Origin of the sequence: Clostridium sp. BSD2780061688st1 H5, from assembly GCF_005845155.1 — a bacterium.
GTDB classification, from domain to species: Bacteria; Bacillota; Clostridia; order Lachnospirales; family Lachnospiraceae; genus Claveliimonas; species Claveliimonas intestinigallinarum.
On record NZ_SPGT01000016.1, the window covers coordinates 56,163 to 72,993 of the forward strand.

General features: G+C 50.8%; 15 protein-coding genes. All 15 read right to left on the bottom strand.

The window, feature by feature from the left end:
* Window positions 1–48 precede the first annotated feature (48 nt).
* On the bottom strand, window positions 49–1,809 hold the full coding sequence (locus FGQ86_RS11055; RefSeq protein ID WP_243127244.1) for an ABC transporter ATP-binding protein: 1,761 nt from the start codon (window positions 1,807–1,809) through the stop codon (window positions 49–51).
* A 297-nt stretch (window positions 1,810–2,106) separates the two neighbouring features.
* Window positions 2,107–2,532, bottom strand: coding sequence for a hypothetical protein (locus tag FGQ86_RS11060; RefSeq protein ID WP_138304076.1), 426 nt, complete (start codon window positions 2,530–2,532; stop codon window positions 2,107–2,109).
* A gap of 860 nt (window positions 2,533–3,392) precedes the next feature.
* Complete coding sequence (locus FGQ86_RS11065; RefSeq protein ID WP_033126763.1) at window positions 3,393–4,100, bottom strand: CpsD/CapB family tyrosine-protein kinase; 708 nt, start codon at window positions 4,098–4,100, stop codon at window positions 3,393–3,395.
* Window positions 4,097–4,816, bottom strand: coding sequence for a CpsB/CapC family capsule biosynthesis tyrosine phosphatase (locus FGQ86_RS11070; RefSeq protein WP_138304078.1), 720 nt, complete (start codon window positions 4,814–4,816; stop codon window positions 4,097–4,099). Before FGQ86_RS11070 ends, FGQ86_RS11065 begins: the two co-directional genes overlap by 4 nt.
* 106 nt (window positions 4,817–4,922) lie before the next feature.
* A complete protein-coding gene (locus tag FGQ86_RS11075) occupies window positions 4,923–5,534 on the bottom strand; it encodes a hypothetical protein (RefSeq protein ID WP_033126765.1) in 612 nt (203 codons plus the stop codon).
* A gap of 74 nt (window positions 5,535–5,608) precedes the next feature.
* A complete protein-coding gene (locus FGQ86_RS11080) occupies window positions 5,609–6,577 on the bottom strand; it encodes an LCP family protein (protein WP_033126766.1) in 969 nt (322 codons plus the stop codon).
* Window positions 6,567–7,331 (bottom strand): class B sortase, encoded by a 765-nt coding sequence (gene srtB, locus FGQ86_RS11085; protein ID WP_033126767.1) that lies wholly within the window; start codon window positions 7,329–7,331, stop codon window positions 6,567–6,569. The genes FGQ86_RS11080 and srtB overlap by 11 nt, the downstream gene beginning before the upstream one ends.
* Window positions 7,328–8,035, bottom strand: coding sequence for a Wzz/FepE/Etk N-terminal domain-containing protein (locus FGQ86_RS11090; protein ID WP_138304080.1), 708 nt, complete (start codon window positions 8,033–8,035; stop codon window positions 7,328–7,330). Before FGQ86_RS11090 ends, srtB begins: the two co-directional genes overlap by 4 nt.
* Window positions 8,036–8,281: 246 nt before the next feature.
* Window positions 8,282–9,475 carry an elongation factor Tu gene (gene tuf, locus FGQ86_RS11095; RefSeq protein WP_033126769.1) on the bottom strand — a complete coding sequence of 398 codons (1,194 nt, stop codon included), beginning with the start codon at window positions 9,473–9,475 and terminating at the stop codon, window positions 8,282–8,284.
* Between the two features lie 140 nt (window positions 9,476–9,615).
* Window positions 9,616–11,733: an elongation factor G gene (gene fusA, locus FGQ86_RS11100; protein ID WP_033126770.1), complete on the bottom strand. Its 2,118-nt coding sequence runs from the start codon at window positions 11,731–11,733 to the stop codon at window positions 9,616–9,618.
* A gap of 15 nt (window positions 11,734–11,748) precedes the next feature.
* Window positions 11,749–12,219: a 30S ribosomal protein S7 gene (rpsG, locus tag FGQ86_RS11105; RefSeq protein WP_033126771.1), complete on the bottom strand. Its 471-nt coding sequence runs from the start codon at window positions 12,217–12,219 to the stop codon at window positions 11,749–11,751.
* A 205-nt stretch (window positions 12,220–12,424) separates the two neighbouring features.
* A complete protein-coding gene (gene rpsL / locus FGQ86_RS11110; protein WP_033126772.1) occupies window positions 12,425–12,847 on the bottom strand; it encodes a 30S ribosomal protein S12 in 423 nt (140 codons plus the stop codon).
* A 187-nt stretch (window positions 12,848–13,034) separates the two neighbouring features.
* Complete coding sequence (locus FGQ86_RS11115; RefSeq protein WP_138304082.1) at window positions 13,035–13,697, bottom strand: C-type lectin domain-containing protein; 663 nt, start codon at window positions 13,695–13,697, stop codon at window positions 13,035–13,037.
* Window positions 13,698–13,714: 17 nt separating this feature from the next.
* Window positions 13,715–15,220 carry a zinc-ribbon domain-containing protein gene (locus FGQ86_RS11120; protein WP_171031556.1) on the bottom strand — a complete coding sequence of 502 codons (1,506 nt, stop codon included), beginning with the start codon at window positions 15,218–15,220 and terminating at the stop codon, window positions 13,715–13,717.
* Window positions 15,221–15,493: 273 nt separating this feature from the next.
* On the bottom strand, window positions 15,494–16,435 hold the full coding sequence (locus FGQ86_RS11125; protein WP_243127246.1) for a hypothetical protein: 942 nt from the start codon (window positions 16,433–16,435) through the stop codon (window positions 15,494–15,496).
* Window positions 16,436–16,831 lie beyond the last annotated feature (396 nt).

The window sequence follows — 16,831 nt, forward strand, 5'->3', positions numbered from 1 at the left end:
CATCTGTCTGCAATCACGTACCAGTATGTACCCTATTTCCTGTATCCATCAGAAGGCCTGGAGAAATTCCTCCACTTCCTCCTCTGTCACCTCTGCCATATGTCCCTCCTGCACCTTGTAGATTCGGCTGCACATGGAAAACACGCTGGGCCGGTGGGCCGCCACGATGACAGTCCTGTGGGGCTCTCTGCGGATGATCCTGCGCAGTACCCGCCGCTCTGTGGCCACGTCCAGGGCGCTGGTCGCCTCGTCCAGGATCATCACCGGCGCGTCGGCCAGCAGTGCCCTGGCAATGGAGAGCCTCTGCTTCTGTCCCTCCGAGAACCGGTTTCCCCTCTCTCTCACCTCTGTGTCCATGCCCTTCTCCAGCCTTTCCACAAACTCCCAGGCACAGGCCGCCTCCAGGGCAGACCGGATCTCCTCGTCCGTGGCCTCCGGCTTCACCATCCGCATGTTGTCCGCAATGGTGCCGGTAAACAGGGTATTCCCCTGAGGAATGTAACTGAACAGGCACCGGGTGGAGGAGGACGCCCGCAGCATCCGGCCCCCCGGATTGCCCACACGCACCTGACCCCTCTGAGGGTGATAAAGTCCCAGAAGCAGGTTCAGGGTAGTCGTCTTTCCCTGGCCGGAGGGGCCGATGAGAGCCACGATCTCTCCCGGGCGAGCCTGGAAACGGGCGTCCCGGTAAACCCATTTCTCCTCCTCATAGGCAAAATCCACGTCCTCCATCTCCACAAAGACGCCCTTCCGGCGGCTCTCCCGCCGGATCTCCTCCGCCTCCTCTTTATCCTCCATGGAGTCTCTGGGAAGGCTGGTGATCTCCATGATCCGCTCCGCGCTGATGCCGGAGCGGATGACCATGGGGAGCAGTCCCAGGATACCGCTGAAAGATCCTCGCAGCGAGCCTGCCATGGACACGAACATGGTCATGGTACCGTAGCTGATCTGCCCCTGCCAGAGCCGGAAGGCGGCAAACCCGTAGCAGGCGTACCCCACTGCCTGTCCCACAAGGGAAGTGGCAATGGTCATAGTCTGCTGAAACTTATTCTGATCCAGGGCGATCCTGACAAACTCATCCTGTATTTTGTGAAATTTCTCCGTCACCCGCTCCACCATGCCGAAGGCCTTGATGAACTGCATGTTCTGGAAGGTCTCCTGGTCAAAGACCGTCCGGTCGCTGGCCACATTCTGGTTCTCCCGCTGAAAATCTCGCATCTTCCTCGCCGAATACCTGGAGGTGAGAAAGGAAATGGGGGCTCCCAGAAGGGCAATGAGAGCCATCCATGGATCGTTCTGCACGACAATGATGAAGGCTCCTCCAAAGCTGATAACCGTTGTCACCACATTGGGCAGGAAGGTGAGGATGGTGTTGGCTACCATGCCCGCGTCCCCGTTGACCCGGTACAGTAGGTCGCCGGACCGGTACCTTGCCAGGGACTCCCAGTTGGTCTGGAGCACCTGCTCATAGATATCCGCCCGGATCTCGTTCGTCACCTTCAGCCGCACCTTCAGGGACAGCCTGGACTTCACCGCATTGATGAAGATCTGCCCCACGCCCACACCCACGTAGGTGCAGGCCACCCGAATAATCTCCATGGAGTTCACCCCTGTAATAGCATCCACCAGATCCTTGCTGACCACGGAAGTCCCAAGGCTCAGCACCGACCCTGAGGCCCCCAGCAGGATATAGATCCCGATCATGAGCCAGTAGCGACGCACATAGACATACATCCAGAGGATCTCCCCCATAAGCTGCTGCAGCCTTCCCTCTTTAATTCTCTGAATGATATGCTTTATACCACCCACAAGTACTCTCATCCTCTCCATATGGGAAAAACCCGGTCCTATATTCTGCATCTTCGTTGAACACAGGAACGAGATTATATGATGCCAGGGGCAAAATATCCGAGCCCACATGAGCTTGCTCATAGTGGGTGAATGATCTTGGGCCCCGCCCCGATATGAGCATAAAAGTGGGATGTATATCCCGCGATATGCGAATATTGGGTAGGATTGCGAAAGTGCGCAGCACAGAACAATCCACAGGCATCGTATTTGGGATCCCAACACCATTTTATTTTTCCGAAAAATTATAACCCAGGCTCAAAGCGCCCTGCCAAACACCGTCCTCTCCACCAGCTCCACGGCCCCCTCATCCGGCCGGCAGGAGAGTTCGTAGACGGGCAGTGCTGACAAAAGATGATCCAGCGTCTCCAGGCACAGCTCCATGCCGCCCTCCAGCCAGCGCGGGTAAAAGACGCTCTCAGAGACCGCAGTTACCTTCTCAAACCCGGTCAGCTCCCGGATGGAATTCTCCGGAGCCTGCTTTAGGACGATCAACGCCTCTACCGGAACATTGGTGTTCTCACAGTAGGGAGAAGAGCCGTGCCAGGGCGTGCCCCAGCCGAGGAATGTCTCCTCGGTCTCCTGAACAAAGACCACGTCTCCATTGATGATCAGCGCATCCCGGTATCTGTTCCACAGCTCCGCCTGGGTGGTCTTGCAGATGCCAGAGGGGCCAAGAAACATGAGACCTCTCCCCTGGTGATCGATAAGTGAACTGTGGAGGTAGATGATATGTCGCTGGACAGCGTGAGTGTAGAAAAACTGACAAAGAAAGCTATTCAAATTATCTTGATGCTCTAAAGGCAATATCGCCGCTGTTTTCCATATTTTATCAATAACCATGACATCATTATTCTTACGGATAATCTGTCCTAAATCCATCTTTATTTCATATGCTTCAAGACCATGAAACACTATCTCTTTTGAAAGTAAATATATTCTAAACTCACTTTCTTTTCTACTTTCTTTAAACTTGTCCCATTGACTGCCTCTCTGTTTTCCTTGTATTTGCAATAGAATATTAATTATAGAGAATACATCCAAACAATACTATCCTCCTATGATTGTCGCACATCCCAACTGTGCTGCCGTTAGGGCAAACGTTGCTCTTTTTACTTGCCCAGCTTGACTTTGATCTGCATTCCACGAATTAAAATAATAATTCAAATGTCCATCCGAAAAGGCCCTTCGTGCTATGTCTTCATCGTCCTCTACTCCATAAAATGGGGAGTTAGGATCATCGGTATACCAACCATTGTTCCCTGTTATTCCCCCAGTATAACTATATTGCAATATTCAAGTTGCTCTACCTCTCCTAAATATTATACACTCGCGAAATTACCTCTTCCATTACCAATTATCCCATATTTTGGCCGTTTGTCCCAATTTTTTCAATATTTATGTTTTATTTTTATGGTGACCTAATCTCTATATAAATATAGATTTTCAGGCAACAAAAAAAGGAAAGCAGTACACGCAGCTGCTTTCCTTTATCTATCTAATATCTATCTAATCTACATATTTTTTACACTCCCCTTGCGGGATCACTCTGCCGAATAGTACTCTCCGTATCCTTTTTTGCCGTAGTTTTTCCCATAGTATTTCGTATAATATCCTCTCTGCTTTTTGCGATCCACCTTTGTCAGAACCACTCCCAGAATGGAACAGCCTGTCGCTTCCAGCTTGGTCTTGACCTCCTGAGCCATACGGTATTTTGTCTTTGCGGACTCCACTATAAGAATCGCTCCGTCGCTCTGTCTGGCCACAATGGCCGCGTCAATCACCAGTCCAAGAGGAGGTGTATCTATGATAATATAGTCGTAAATCTTTCTAAAGCTTTCCAGCATCCCGGAAAATCTGGAGCTTGAAAGAAGCTCTGTGGGATTCGGCACAAGGGGACCCGCCAGGAGCAGATGGAGCTTCGGAACATTGGTGGCCACCACCGCGTCAGCTATATTACACTGACCTGACAGGAAATGGGAAAGCCCCTTATCCGCACCGCTGACCTGCAGTCTGGATACCATCACAGATTTCCTCATGTCCGCGTCAATGAGGAGCACGTTCTTGTTCAGCTCCGCGAAGGAGGCCGCAAGGGCGATAGCGTTCCTGGTCTTTCCCTCACCGGGAAGACCACTTGTAAACAGAATGACCTGCTTGTCATCCCCGCAAAACTGTACATTAGTGCGCAGCGTCTTTATCTCTTCCCGTGTAGCGTATGTAAATTCTGGTAATTCAATGGTTATTCTTCTCATTTTCTTCTCCTGTCACGCAAAATTTTCTCCGGATTTTCTTCAAAAATCTTCCGGGCATAATCCTGTCCGTACTTTTTGGCCACATACCTGGCACATTTTCCCAGATTTGGCCTTCGCCCTCTCTCGTCATGGGCATCAGAAGCTATAAAGCTGACCAGATCCGCTTCTATGAGATTTTTACAGAAGCTCTTCGTACGAACTCCCCTCTTGCCCAAGACCGCAGACGCGTTTACCTGAATAGAGGCTCCCAGCTCAGCCAGCTCTCTGACTCTCCGGCTGTCCCTGTGGCAGCACTCATATCGCTCCACATGAGCAATGATCGGCTTCCATCCCTGGGAGCGCAGCTCATATATATAATTCCTGACAGTCTGATACACATCATCCGGCGCAAACTCAACAAGTACATAGGATGACTCTGCCATGGACGGCCTTCCCCCCTCAGCCAGAAGATGAATCATCTCCGGACATCTGTAGAACTCACAACCGAGATACAGTCTGATTCTTCTCCTGCGGGCCATCTCCCGGAGTCCTCCATGAAACCGCTGTATACGCTCCATAGATGTCTCGAAGATCTCCGGATGAAAATGGGGAGTCACTATGATCCTCTCCACTCCCTCCTCCTTCATCAGATCCAGAAGCCTGCCTGCACCTTTGATCGTGTCAGGTCCATCATCCACGCCCGGCAGGAGATGGCAGTGTATATCTGTCAGATGCATGTTTCCAGTCCTTTCCGTCGTTGTATGGAAAACCCAAAGTGCCCTCTTACAGAACAAAAACTCTCCCAGGAGCCTTACTCCATGGAAGAGTTTTTATCTTTCCGTTCTATCGTTCCATAGATCTCTTCTTCATTCCACAGGCCGCTGTCACCGCAAGAAGTCCCAGAAGAGCAACAGCTGCCGCTGACTGTGCACTTGTCTTTGGAGAAGCAGTTCCTCCTGTCACGGTAGTCTTGTCTACCACAAAAGCTACCGGAGAAAGGGAGGAAAATGTGCCCGTCATTGTACCCTCGCCCATTGTAGTAGGAATCTTCTCCCACTCGCTTCCTGTGTAGTGAAGAATCATTCCTTTCGTGCTGACTGTAACGCCGTTCACCTGAAATGTGATGGTGACAGGGAACTTCACCTGAGACGCATCACCCACTATTTTCACATCCACAATGTCCACAACCATCATGTTCTCATTATAATCCGATCCCATAGCTGCCCGGAGTCCCTCCGCTGTGCGGAGCTGCGCTGCAACATCCGCATACTCATTAGGAAGCTCTGTCACTTCGAGCATACCACTGATGTCATTTCCATCCGCATCCACAGCCCTTGAGATACCGCCGACTACAAAGTCCGAACCTGACGGGCTCGGCGCGGCAAACGCTGTCATGCCAAGACACATTACCATTGCCATCACGGCTGCTGCTGTTTTTAAGAATTTTGTTTTCATTTTATTCCCTCCTATATTTTTAGCCTTATAATACGTACATTTCCATTTCCTACTACGTTCAAAATTATACCACATTATTTTTCAATAAAAAACTCTTTTATGATCAAATCCTGAATTTTTTCTGCATCTGTGATATAAAGAGCCCGGCCATCCTGCTCTGTCACCTCTCCGGGAACCGTCTGCGTCTCCTCCTGGAAGGTATATCCCGCGATCTGGGTGAGCTCGTCTGCGGTGAGATTGGTAGTCATGTAGGGCTCCAACTGCTGATAGAGGTCTGTCAGCTCCTGTGTACTGAAGCCGCCTCCCGCCAGCATGGACAGAAGCGCCCGCATAAACTGAGACTGCCTCTCCATCCTCTGCTGGTTACTGTCCAGCGTCTCCGTATCCCGGCTCCTCACATATTGTTCCGCTTGCTCTCCATTAAGGACAAGGGAAGCCCCCTTCTGGAAAGCCGGATCAATCCATGTATAGTCCTCCGGCACGGTGATGGGAATCCCTCCCGCCGCATCCACAGCGACTTTGATGCCATCCAGCGTCAAGGCGAGATAGCTGTCAATGTCAATGCCTCCCAGCAGCTCTTCTGTCTTCTCCACAGTCAGGCGGCAGCTCCTCCCTCCGCCATCCCCGAAGGCATACTGCAGGCAGAGCTGGCCCTCTGCAGTCATTACCTTGCTTCCATTCTCGTCATAGACATCGATGTCCACCGCTGAATCCCTGGATATCTGCAGGATCTTCGCAGTCTGCTCTTTCTTATTTAAAATAAGCAGATTCAGGCTGTCCGCCTGTCCCGCATCGCCTGTCTGCTCCCCCACCTGGGCTGTGGACTCCCTGTCCACTCCCATCAGAAGCAGGGCCTGTACGTTCTGGTCTCTCCTGTACTCTTTCCCCTTGTAGGTGATATACCGCCCTCCCGATCCTTCGGAGGCCTCGCTGTCCGTCTCCACCGCATCAGGTTGGCGTATGAACGCCGTGTACACCACAGCTCCCACCAGGATCAGGCACAGAACTCCCAGAAGTACCAGTATACTATTTTTATGTTTCATCTGTCAGCACCGCCTCCACAAGAAATCTGTGATGATCCTCTCCGGCTATACATGTGCTAAGCGTCAGGAGCTTGTCCTGAGCCGTCACCTCCACATTTTCTGCGAACTGGCTCCGCAGATCAGAAGACGCGAACACAGAGTCCAGAAATTCCTGTCTCTGGCCCTCTTCTGTAAAGTTATAGGACAGGGGAATCAGCCTGTCATCGTAGACCACTGCCGCGAAGATTCGATAGGTAAATATATGCTCCTCCGTATATACTGTAACATTCTGATGGGAATAGAGATACTCCTCGTCCATATAGTTCAGCAGATCGTGGAACATGACCGGATTCGAATCACTCATCCGGTGTCCGTAGACAACTGTATTGTAGTCCTCAAAATTCTTCTGGTTGTAGGTCTGGGTAAAGATCGCCCCCTGAGCCGCCTCTGTCCCCTCCCACGTATGGTCAAGGTAATAGGTATTGTCCTGTCTGTTCTGCACAATAGGGTAATCTATATTCGTCCCATCTATGCGGATCCAGGCGTACACATCCGGATTCGTCGCCTGGAGAGAGGCAAAATCTACAGGGATCTCCACCTCATCTGTATCTGACGACTCTTCCGGGAGTTTCTCTGTCTGCGCCTGCTGCTGTGCCTTTTCATTAGCCTGTCTGCCCTTGGCCTCGTCCATATAAAACCGTACAAGCCAGGCAGCGCACCCGACAGCGACAAGAATAAACACAACGGCCAGGATGGTCCTTACGTGTTTTTTCATGACGCCTTGCGCCTCTTCTCAACAGGCATGACTGCCAGCGTATTGATATTCAGATACTTACGCACATCCTCCTCTGTCTGGATCGTATCGTTCATCATAAACTGTACAAAGATCACAAGGCAGGCGAGAAATGCGCCAGCCACGCCGCCAAGCAGCGTATTTTTCATCAGATTAGGGCTGGACGGAGTCGAGGGAGCTACCGCCTGCTCCGCAACATTCGGTTGATCTGTATTCATAATGTCCGCGATCTGGCTGGCCATGATATCCGCATAGGCATTGGCTATGTCTGCAGCCCGCTGGGGATCAGGATCTGTAGCCGTCATCTTCAGAAGATGGGTCTCTGAGGGATTGGAAGTGGAAAGTCTGGCCGCAAGGCTCTCATAGGACTCATCCAGTCCCACCTCATCGATCACTGCCTCTACCACCGGACGGGTTTTTGCAATCTCTGCGAAGTCGCTGGTCAGCTCTGTGCCGATCTGCAGATCTGTCACCGATGTAATGCTGGTTGTATTCGAAAGTATATAAATGGTAGCGCTGGCAGAATACTGAGGCGTAACAAAAATTTTCGTATAGCCGCCTACAAGAACCGCTCCTGCCACCAGGCAGATGAGGATCAACCAGATCTTTCTCAGCAGTACGTGAAAAAGCTCGAGCAGATCGATCTCCATCTCCTCCTGTTTAGTACTCTGTGTTAATTCATCCATATTTTCCCATCCTTGTTCAGTCTGTATCACTTCTTATTGTTCTCCACATTCTGCACTTTATCCGTATGTGGAGACTGTTTCCTATTCATAATACATCCACGCTCGTTTATTGTCAATTGTTAACCGGCAGAACTTCCCTCTTCTTCCCCAGTCCCGCTTCTGGCCACGTGATTAAATGCCATGCAAAAAACCGCAGTCCCCTTGGGGGACTGCGGCTGAATTCACATGATCAATACAAATCAAAGATTACTCGATGATTGTAGCAACACGGCCTGATCCTACTGTACGTCCGCCTTCACGGATAGCGAAACGAAGACCCTGCTCCATAGCTACCGGGTGGATCAGCTCGATTGTCATCTCTACGTTGTCACCAGGCATGCACATCTCTGTTCCCTCAGGAAGCTCGCAAACACCTGTAACGTCTGTTGTTCTGAAGTAGAACTGAGGACGATAGTTGTTGAAGAACGGAGTATGACGTCCACCCTCGTCCTTTGTCAGAACGTAAACCTGAGCTGTAAATTTGTGGTGGCATGTAACTGAACCGGGTTTGCAAAGAACCTGACCTCTCTCGATCTCTGTTCTCTGGATACCACGGAGAAGTGCACCAATGTTGTCACCAGCCTGAGCCTCGTCAAGCAGCTTACGGAACATCTCAACACCTGTTACAACAGTCTTCTTTGTCTCCTCATGGATACCAACGATCTCGACCTCGTCAGATACATGAAGTGTACCACGCTCTACTCTACCAGTAGCAACTGTTCCACGACCTGTGATAGAGAATACGTCCTCTACAGGCATAAGGAACGGCTTGTCTGTGTCACGCTGCGGATCCGGAATGTAGGAATCTACTGCATCCATCAGCTCCATGATCTTGTCTCCCCACTCTCCGTCCGGATCTTCCAGAGCCTTCAGAGCGGAACCCTGGATGATCGGTGTGTCATCTCCCGGGAACTCATACTCGTCAAGCAGCTCACGGATCTCCATCTCAACCAGCTCAAGGAGCTCCTCATCGTCAACCATGTCACACTTGTTCATGAATACAACGATGTAGGGAACGCCTACCTGACGGGACAGAAGGATGTGCTCTCTTGTCTGAGCCATAACACCATCTGTAGCAGCAACTACAAGGATAGCGCCGTCCATCTGAGCTGCACCAGTGATCATGTTCTTAACGTAGTCAGCATGTCCCGGGCAGTCAACGTGTGCATAGTGACGCTTATCTGTCTCGTACTCAACGTGAGCTGTAGAAATTGTGATTCCACGCTCTCTCTCTTCGGGTGCCTTGTCGATGTTGTCGAAAGCAACCTCTGCGTTACCAGCTACTCTGTGGGCAAGAACCTTTGTGATAGCTGCTGTAAGAGTGGTTTTACCATGGTCAACGTGGCCGATGGTACCAATATTACAATGCGGTTTTGTTCTTTCAAATTTAGCTTTTGCCATTTTGAATATCCTCCTTATTCAAGCGCCCTTTGGGCATTTTTCATGATTTTATCAGTTTACTCGGCTATTTCTGATTATATTTCATATCCCCTTGTTTTTCAAGCCTTTTTCATACTTTTTTGGCTGAAAACCGGCGAAAATTAATCATTCTTTCCGGATAACACTTTTTCCTGTACTGATTTCGGAACAGGTTTGTAGCTGTCGAAGAACATGGAGTAGTTTCCACGGCCCTGTGTTCTGGAACGCAGGTCTGTAGAGTATCCGAACATCTCAGAAAGCGGCACGTGTGCGCGCACGATCTTTCCTCCGCCCAGATCATCCATACCCTCGATCTGACCACGACGGGAGTTCAGGTCACCGATGATATCTCCCATATACTCCTCCGGCATGGTTACTTCCACCTTCATGATAGGCTCAAGAAGCACCGGAGCAGCCTTCTTCATAGCATCCTTGAATGCAAGTGAGCCTGCGATGTGGAATGCCATCTCACTGGAGTCTACCTCATGGTAGGATCCGTCGTATACAGTAGCGTGGATGCCTACTACCGGGAATCCGCCAAGGATACCGGACTTCATGGCCTCCTCGATACCTTCGCCTACAGCCGGGATGTATTCCTTCGGAATCGCTCCTCCGACTACAGTGGACTCGAACTTGTATGTCTCCTCACCGTTGACATCCATGGGCTCGAATTTCACTTTACAGTGTCCGTACTGTCCACGTCCACCGGACTGCTTTGCGTACTTGCTGTCCACATCAACAGCCTTTGTAAACGCCTCCTTGTAGGCAACCTGAGGTGCGCCTACGTTGGCCTCTACCTTGAACTCACGGAGCAGACGGTCTACGATGATCTCCAGGTGGAGCTCACCCATACCAGCGATGATTGTCTGGCCTGTCTCGGAATCTGTATGAGCACGGAATGTAGGATCCTCCTCTGCCAGCTTCGCGAGAGACTCTCCAAGCTTGCCCTGGGATGCCTTTGTCTTGGGCTCAATAGCCAGCTCGATAACCGGCTCCGGGAACTCCATGGACTCAAGGATAACCGGGTGCTGCTCGTCACAGATCGTGTCTCCTGTTGTGGAGAACTTGAATCCGATAGCGGCCGCGATATCTCCGGAATACACCTTATCCAGCTCATGTCTCTTGTTGGCGTGCATCTGCAGGATACGTCCCACACGCTCTTTCTTGTCCTTTGTCGCGTTCAGTACATAGGAACCGGAGTTTACAGTTCCTGAGTATACTCTGAAGTAAGCGAGCTTACCTACGAACGGGTCTGTCATGATCTTGAATACGAGAGCAGAGAAGGGCTCCTCGTCGGAAGCATGTCTCTCCACTTCATTTCCATCCTCGTCCACACCCTTGATAGCCGGGATGTCTGTGGGCGCCGGCATGTACTCAATGATCGCGTCCAGAAGCTTCTGAACACCTTTGTTTCTGTAAGCAGATCCGCAGCATACGGGAACTGCTGTACACTCACATGTCGCCTTACGAAGAACAGCCTTCAGGGACTCAACGGACGGCTCGTCGCCCTCCAGATACTCCATCATCAGGTCATCGTCCAGCTCGCAGATCTTCTCAACCAGCTCTGTGTGGTAGAGCTCTGCGTCGTCCTTCATATCGTCCGGGATATCGGTAACGGAAATGTCATCGCCCTTCTCATCGTTGTAGATGTAGGCCTTCATTTCCATCAGGTCGATGATTCCCTTGAACTCGTCTTCCTTGCCGATAGGCAGCTGCAGACAGATGGCGTTCTTGCCAAGTCTTGTCTTGATCTGCTCTACAGCGTTGTAGAAGTCAGCACCTAAAATGTCCATCTTGTTGATGAAAGCCATACGAGGTACGTTGTATGTGTCGGCCTGACGCCATACGTTCTCTGACTGAGGCTCTACACCACCTTTGGCACAGAACACACCTACTGCACCGTCAAGTACACGAAGTGAACGCTCAACCTCTACCGTGAAGTCAACGTGACCCGGAGTATCGATGATGTTGATACGGTGTTCCAAAGCGCCCTTTTTCGGCTTTGTGAACTCTTCCAGAGTCCAGTGGCATGTGGTAGCGGCTGAAGTGATCGTGATACCTCTCTCCTGCTCCTGCTCCATCCAGTCCATGGTCGCAGTACCTTCGTGAGTATCACCAATTTTGTAGTTAACACCAGTGTAATACAGGATACGCTCTGTCAGTGTCGTCTTACCGGCATCGATATGAGCCATAATACCAATATTTCTGGTTCTCTCCAATGGATATTCTCTTCCAGCCAAGGTTTTTTCCTCCTATTAGAATCGATAGTGAGCAAACGCTTTGTTTGCCTCTGCCATCTTGTGCATGTCTTCTTTTCTCTTCACTGCTGCGCCTGTGTTGTTTGCAGCATCCATGATCTCGTTCGCCAGTCTCTCCTCCATTGTCTTCTCGCCTCTTGCGCGGGAGAAGTTGGTCAGCCAGCGAAGCGCCAGAGTCTGTCTTCTGTCAGCTCTTACCTCGATCGGCACCTGGTAGTTGGCTCCACCGATACGTCTTGCCTTTACCTCAAGTACGGGCATGATGTTGTTCATAGCCTCTTCAAATACCTCGATAGCCGGTCTGTCAGTCTTTGCTGCGACTCTGTCAAATGCTCCGTATACAATCTTCTGTGCGATACCCTTCTTACCGTCTAACATAATGTTATTGATAAGCTTTGTAACCACTTTGCTGTTGTATAACGGATCCGCTAATACGTCTCTTTTCTGCGTATGTCCTTTACGTGGCACGGTTCTTCCCTCCTTAAACATTGTTTTCTATCAAGAACAGCCGGGCCGCTCCCGATACTTTGATTAATTCACAGGTACTCACATGTGTCTTTCTAATGATACAGTGTAGTGCACAGGCCATACAGGGAAGAAAAGAGTCTCTTCTATCTGTAAACACCTGTAACTTACTTCATCATAGTTCTGTTTGTGACTACAACTTCAGATCTTATTTTTTAGCGTCTTTCGGTCTCTTGGCACCGTACTTGGAACGAGCCTGTCTTCTCTTGGCAACGCCTGCTGTATCCAGTGTTCCTCTTACGATGTGATACCTTGTACCAGGAAGGTCCTTAACACGGCCTCCACGGATCAGGACAACGCTGTGCTCCTGCAGGTTGTGTCCCTCGCCCGGAATATAGCTTGTTACCTCGATTCCGTTGGAAAGACGAACTCTGGCGATCTTACGAAGAGCTGAGTTAGGCTTCTTCGGAGTAGCTGTCTTAACAGCTGTGCAGACACCTCTCTTCTGCGGCGCAGATGTGTCTGTTGCTCTCTTTCTAAGGGAGTTGTACCCTTTCTGAAGTGCCGGAGCTGTAGATTTCTTTACAGAAGTCTGACGTCCCTTTCTTACTAACTGGTTAAATGTTGGCATTTCTTTTCACCTCCTACGATTAAAAATAAGTTACGGGTTTAAACTCTTGCAAGTTTAAGGCGTGCGAAAATACTGCGTATCCCTATGCACGCCAGACTATTTTATTATGGATGTGCCCAAAAGTCAAGGGCCTGCGGGATTTTTTTCTCCCGCAAGCCCCTGTTTTCCGCCTGTTTTTACATATTTTTTACGAATACCACTCACACACAAAGCCAACCGCACTCTCGCCGTAATAGGAGCTCAGGTCATTCGGCACGTCCGACCACACCCACTGTCCATCCACCAGGAACATGACCAGACAGTTCTCATTGCCGCCGTCATTGTTGGGCTCTCCCGGCATCCACGCCGTGTAGGAGAAATCCTCCCCGTTGGTCCACTGGAAATTGCCGTCTGATCCGCGCTGGGCTCCCAGAAAGAGAACCTTTCTTCCGGACTGGTTCGCCAGCTGGACGATCTTGTCGTACTCCGCCTGGCTTCCCACAGTGGCCAGATAGCCTCCCTGAGCCTTGCAGTAGGCGTCCGCCTGTGCCCAGGTCATCCGCTGTCCGACCACCTCATAGCGGTGCTCCCCGGAAGCGCTCTCATCTCCCGCCCCCGCCGCGTCACCGGCATCCTCGGAGGTGCTTCCGTCCGCTGTCACCAGAATCGTACTCTTCACGTCTATCTCATCGCCTGAGGGCTGCACCTGCTCCAGCTTGGCTTCCTTGCCACCACTCTTGTCGCCCCCTGCGCCGCCGCTGGCTGAGGAGGTGATGAACACGCCCACGACCGCCGCGATGGCTGCCACGATCAGTACCGCAAGCACGATAGCCGCAATCTTCCATCCGCTCTTTGTCTGCTTTTCTTCCATATTATAATCTCGCCTCCTTAATACCAGATGCTGCCGGGAGTAAATGACCACAGCTTATATGTATCCCCGTCATAGACAAACTGCGCACTTGCGTAGGAGGAGCCGTCCTTTGTCCGGCTCTCCGGCGCGTCATCAAACAGTCCCTGATAGGTATAGATGACGTCATAGTCATAGCTCAGTTCAGCCTGAAGGCTTCCATTATAAGTTCCCACTTCAGACACATCGCACTCAAAGCCGCTCAGCTGCAGCTGCTGGGCCGAAGAGTACTTATCGGCCTCCAGACTGTTCCTCAGATTCTCGTAATAATCCTCATTGCTGTCAGGAGCCCCCTCCGCGAACAGATCCTTCACCTCATCAAAGGAGCTGCCGGCCAGAGCAGCCTGGCAGTAGGTCTCCATAGCCTCCTGAAGCTTTGTCTCCACAGCCTGCGTTCCCTCTTCCGAGAGCGCCAGACCGGATACCGCGTACTCTGCCTGAGCCGTTGTATCAAACTGGGCCTCGTACGTCTCACACCAGGGTATCTCTGCCTGTATACTGTGAACTCCGTTGAAAATGGAGATCTGATAGCAAGCCTGGCCCTCCTCCTCTGAGACCAGATAATCCTCTGTCAGCTGGACGCCGTCCACCGCTGTCTGCGCTCCCTTTGGCACATAGATACTGTAATCCTGGACGATCAGGCCATCCGCCGAAACTTTCCATGTATCGAAAAACAGCATGGACTTCCGGCTCTGCTTGACCACAGTGACCGTTGTGCTGGACTGCCCCTGCCCGTTTATAGAGTAGTTCACCTCAAAGGTCTGGGTAATCCCGTCCCCCATATTGCCGGCCGGCTTCTGCACCTGGAAATTGGTGATCTCCGGCAGGGAGCTGGCGTCCATGATCTTCTCGTACTGATCCTCCTGGATGAATTCTCCATCCGGGATCTCCAGCATGCCATAGACCTCCTCCCAGTCCTGATCCGCATAGGCCTTAAAGTATTTCTCTGCCACAGAGATAGCGCTGCTGCGGCTGTTCCCGATGGCGAAGAAGGCCACGACCAGCAGCACAAGGCACACCGCCTCCAGGATGACTGCGATCTGCAGCCTGGACATTTTCTTTCGGGGCGCCCCTCCGGCAGCCATGTTCTGGGTAAAATCCTGGTCAAATCCCTGGTTCATGTTCGGATCATAATTCTGGTCCATACCCGGATCGAAGCCCTGGTCCGAGGAGCCCTGCTGCCATTGCTCTGGCTCCGGCTGTGCCTCCGGCTCTACCGACTGGTCAAAGGCTGGCACCTGTTCTTCCGGCCGCTCTGCGCTTTCCACCTGTTCTTCTTCCGGTTCCGTTGCCTGCTCCGGCCCGGCAGTCGGTTCTTCATCACTCTCCATATTTGGCGCGTTTTCCGGCTCAGCCGCAGGCTCCACTTTTGTCTCTCCGGTTTCCTCCGGCACGTACTGTGCCTCACCCTCCAGCTTTGTCCCGCAGTTCTCGCAGAATTTTGAGTCGTCTGTGTTGGCAGTTCCGCAATTTGGACAAATCAGCATTTCTCTCTCCTCCTTTTCCGGCATTTCAGTCAGAAAATGACTGTTTCTGTCTAACTTAGATTTTAATCTCTCGGGACAGACATGGCAATAGTCAATTTGGGAAAATGCCAACAATAAACACCAGCGAGTAACTGGTGTAGAAGACTTGTTCATATACAATTTAGCTATATAATAAATCTGCAATTCTCTCGGAGGTCAAAAACCGCGGGACAGAGTCCTAAATCACGAACTCTGTCCCACGGTTTTCACGTTTCATTCTCCATCTCTTTTCATTCATCTGTCAGTATCAGCCAGCCACTTCTCCACCACAGCAGCCTTCTCTTCCACTGCCTTAGCGATCTGCTCCACTGTCATGTCCATTTTTGCCAGATTGAGAGCTATACTCTGCTTTTCTTCCTGTCTTCCCTTCTGTATTCCTTCCTGTTTGCCTGTCTGTCTTCCCTCTTCCCAGGCCTCTTCCCGCTCCTGTCTTATATGCCTCGCCTGATCATACTCGTATATACTCATCCTCTTTGCCTCCGCTCGATATTTCCTTAAAAAATCCTCAAGGATCCCCTCCCGGATACATTCCGTGATAGTACGCTCCACCGCCTCTTCTATGGGCATCTTTGCGGCATACCTTCTTATGCGGGCTGTGTACTGGGCATAGTCCGCCAGAGTCTTGCACGCCCTCATAAGTTCCGGATTGTGGCCCGCGTTGATGTTCAGCATCACCGCCTCCAGCTCCAGCTTATGCTCTTCCTCCTCCATCTCATATAAGTCGGACAGCTTCAGTATCCGCCTGTCAGGCTGTTGCTCCTCCCCGTTGTAGAAGATGATAAACTGGGGCGGCGGAAGCATTACCTTTTTCCTTCCGTACAGGTTTTCGTTTTTCGTCAGGTCCGCGTACAGATCTGCCAGATACAGAAGCATCCGCAGCGGAAGGTTAGGGCTGTAGGTGGACTGATGCTCATACAGGGAGAGCCGGGAGTCGATCACAAAGGACAGGTCATTTTTGATGGCCATGTAGATGGCGTTCTCCAGCGTGTTGACGCTCAGCGCCCCGGGATTCTTATACTGTTTTCCGCTTACCGCATTATAGAGTCCCAGCAGCTCTTTCCTGTCGCTGAACACCATGGTAAAAAGCGAAGATTTGTAGTTCCGGTCAGGAACGGGATACACCTTCTTTTCCCCGTCTTGCTTCTTCCGGTTCTGCTTCTTCTGTTTTCTGCTCATAGGTACCTCCTTTTCTAATAAATCGCAGGAGGCAGCCTGTAAAAACAAAAACATAAGCTTCAGAACATTGCTTTCAGGAAACCTCTCTGCTTTGTCGATGGGAATAAAAAGCATTGAGATTTCTTTTAGATCTTCTTATCAGACTTACAGACACGGCAGACGCCGCAAAAGAAAAAAACTGCCAGAAATATAATGCTTTGTAACTATAGTAGCACATATTCCTGGCAGTTTCCATAAGATTTTATATAAGATTTTTGAACCTATTTTTTAAACGATTGCTGGCATCAAATGGATTACTTATTACGTATTACCATTTCCGCCACACCATCTTATCCACCACACCGGTGTAGCTCTGGATGATCTTCACCACCTTGGTGCTCACGTTCTCCTCCACAT

What these genes read in the sequence shown, in the direction of transcription:
- FGQ86_RS11125 (WP_243127246.1), bottom strand. Translation starts at nt 16,435, where the DNA reads ATGAGCAGAAAACAGAAGAAGCAGAACCGGAAGAAGCAAGACGGGGAA.
- FGQ86_RS11080 (WP_033126766.1), bottom strand. Translation starts at nt 6,577, where the DNA reads ATGAAACATAAAAATAGTATACTGGTACTTCTGGGAGTTCTGTGCCTG.
- FGQ86_RS11065 (WP_033126763.1), bottom strand. Translation starts at nt 4,100, where the DNA reads ATGAGAAGAATAACCATTGAATTACCAGAATTTACATACGCTACACGG.
- FGQ86_RS11120 (WP_171031556.1), bottom strand. Translation starts at nt 15,220, where the DNA reads ATGCTGATTTGTCCAAATTGCGGAACTGCCAACACAGACGACTCAAAA.
- FGQ86_RS11075 (WP_033126765.1), bottom strand. Translation starts at nt 5,534, where the DNA reads ATGAAAACAAAATTCTTAAAAACAGCAGCAGCCGTGATGGCAATGGTA.
- tuf (WP_033126769.1), bottom strand. Translation starts at nt 9,475, where the DNA reads ATGGCAAAAGCTAAATTTGAAAGAACAAAACCGCATTGTAATATTGGT.
- FGQ86_RS11115 (WP_138304082.1), bottom strand. Translation starts at nt 13,697, where the DNA reads ATGGAAGAAAAGCAGACAAAGAGCGGATGGAAGATTGCGGCTATCGTG.
- FGQ86_RS11060 (WP_138304076.1), bottom strand. Translation starts at nt 2,532, where the DNA reads ATGTTTCTTGGCCCCTCTGGCATCTGCAAGACCACCCAGGCGGAGCTG.
- FGQ86_RS11070 (WP_138304078.1), bottom strand. Translation starts at nt 4,816, where the DNA reads ATGCATCTGACAGATATACACTGCCATCTCCTGCCGGGCGTGGATGAT.
- FGQ86_RS11090 (WP_138304080.1), bottom strand. Translation starts at nt 8,035, where the DNA reads ATGGATGAATTAACACAGAGTACTAAACAGGAGGAGATGGAGATCGAT.
- rpsL (WP_033126772.1), bottom strand. Translation starts at nt 12,847, where the DNA reads ATGCCAACATTTAACCAGTTAGTAAGAAAGGGACGTCAGACTTCTGTA.
- srtB (WP_033126767.1), bottom strand. Translation starts at nt 7,331, where the DNA reads ATGAAAAAACACGTAAGGACCATCCTGGCCGTTGTGTTTATTCTTGTC.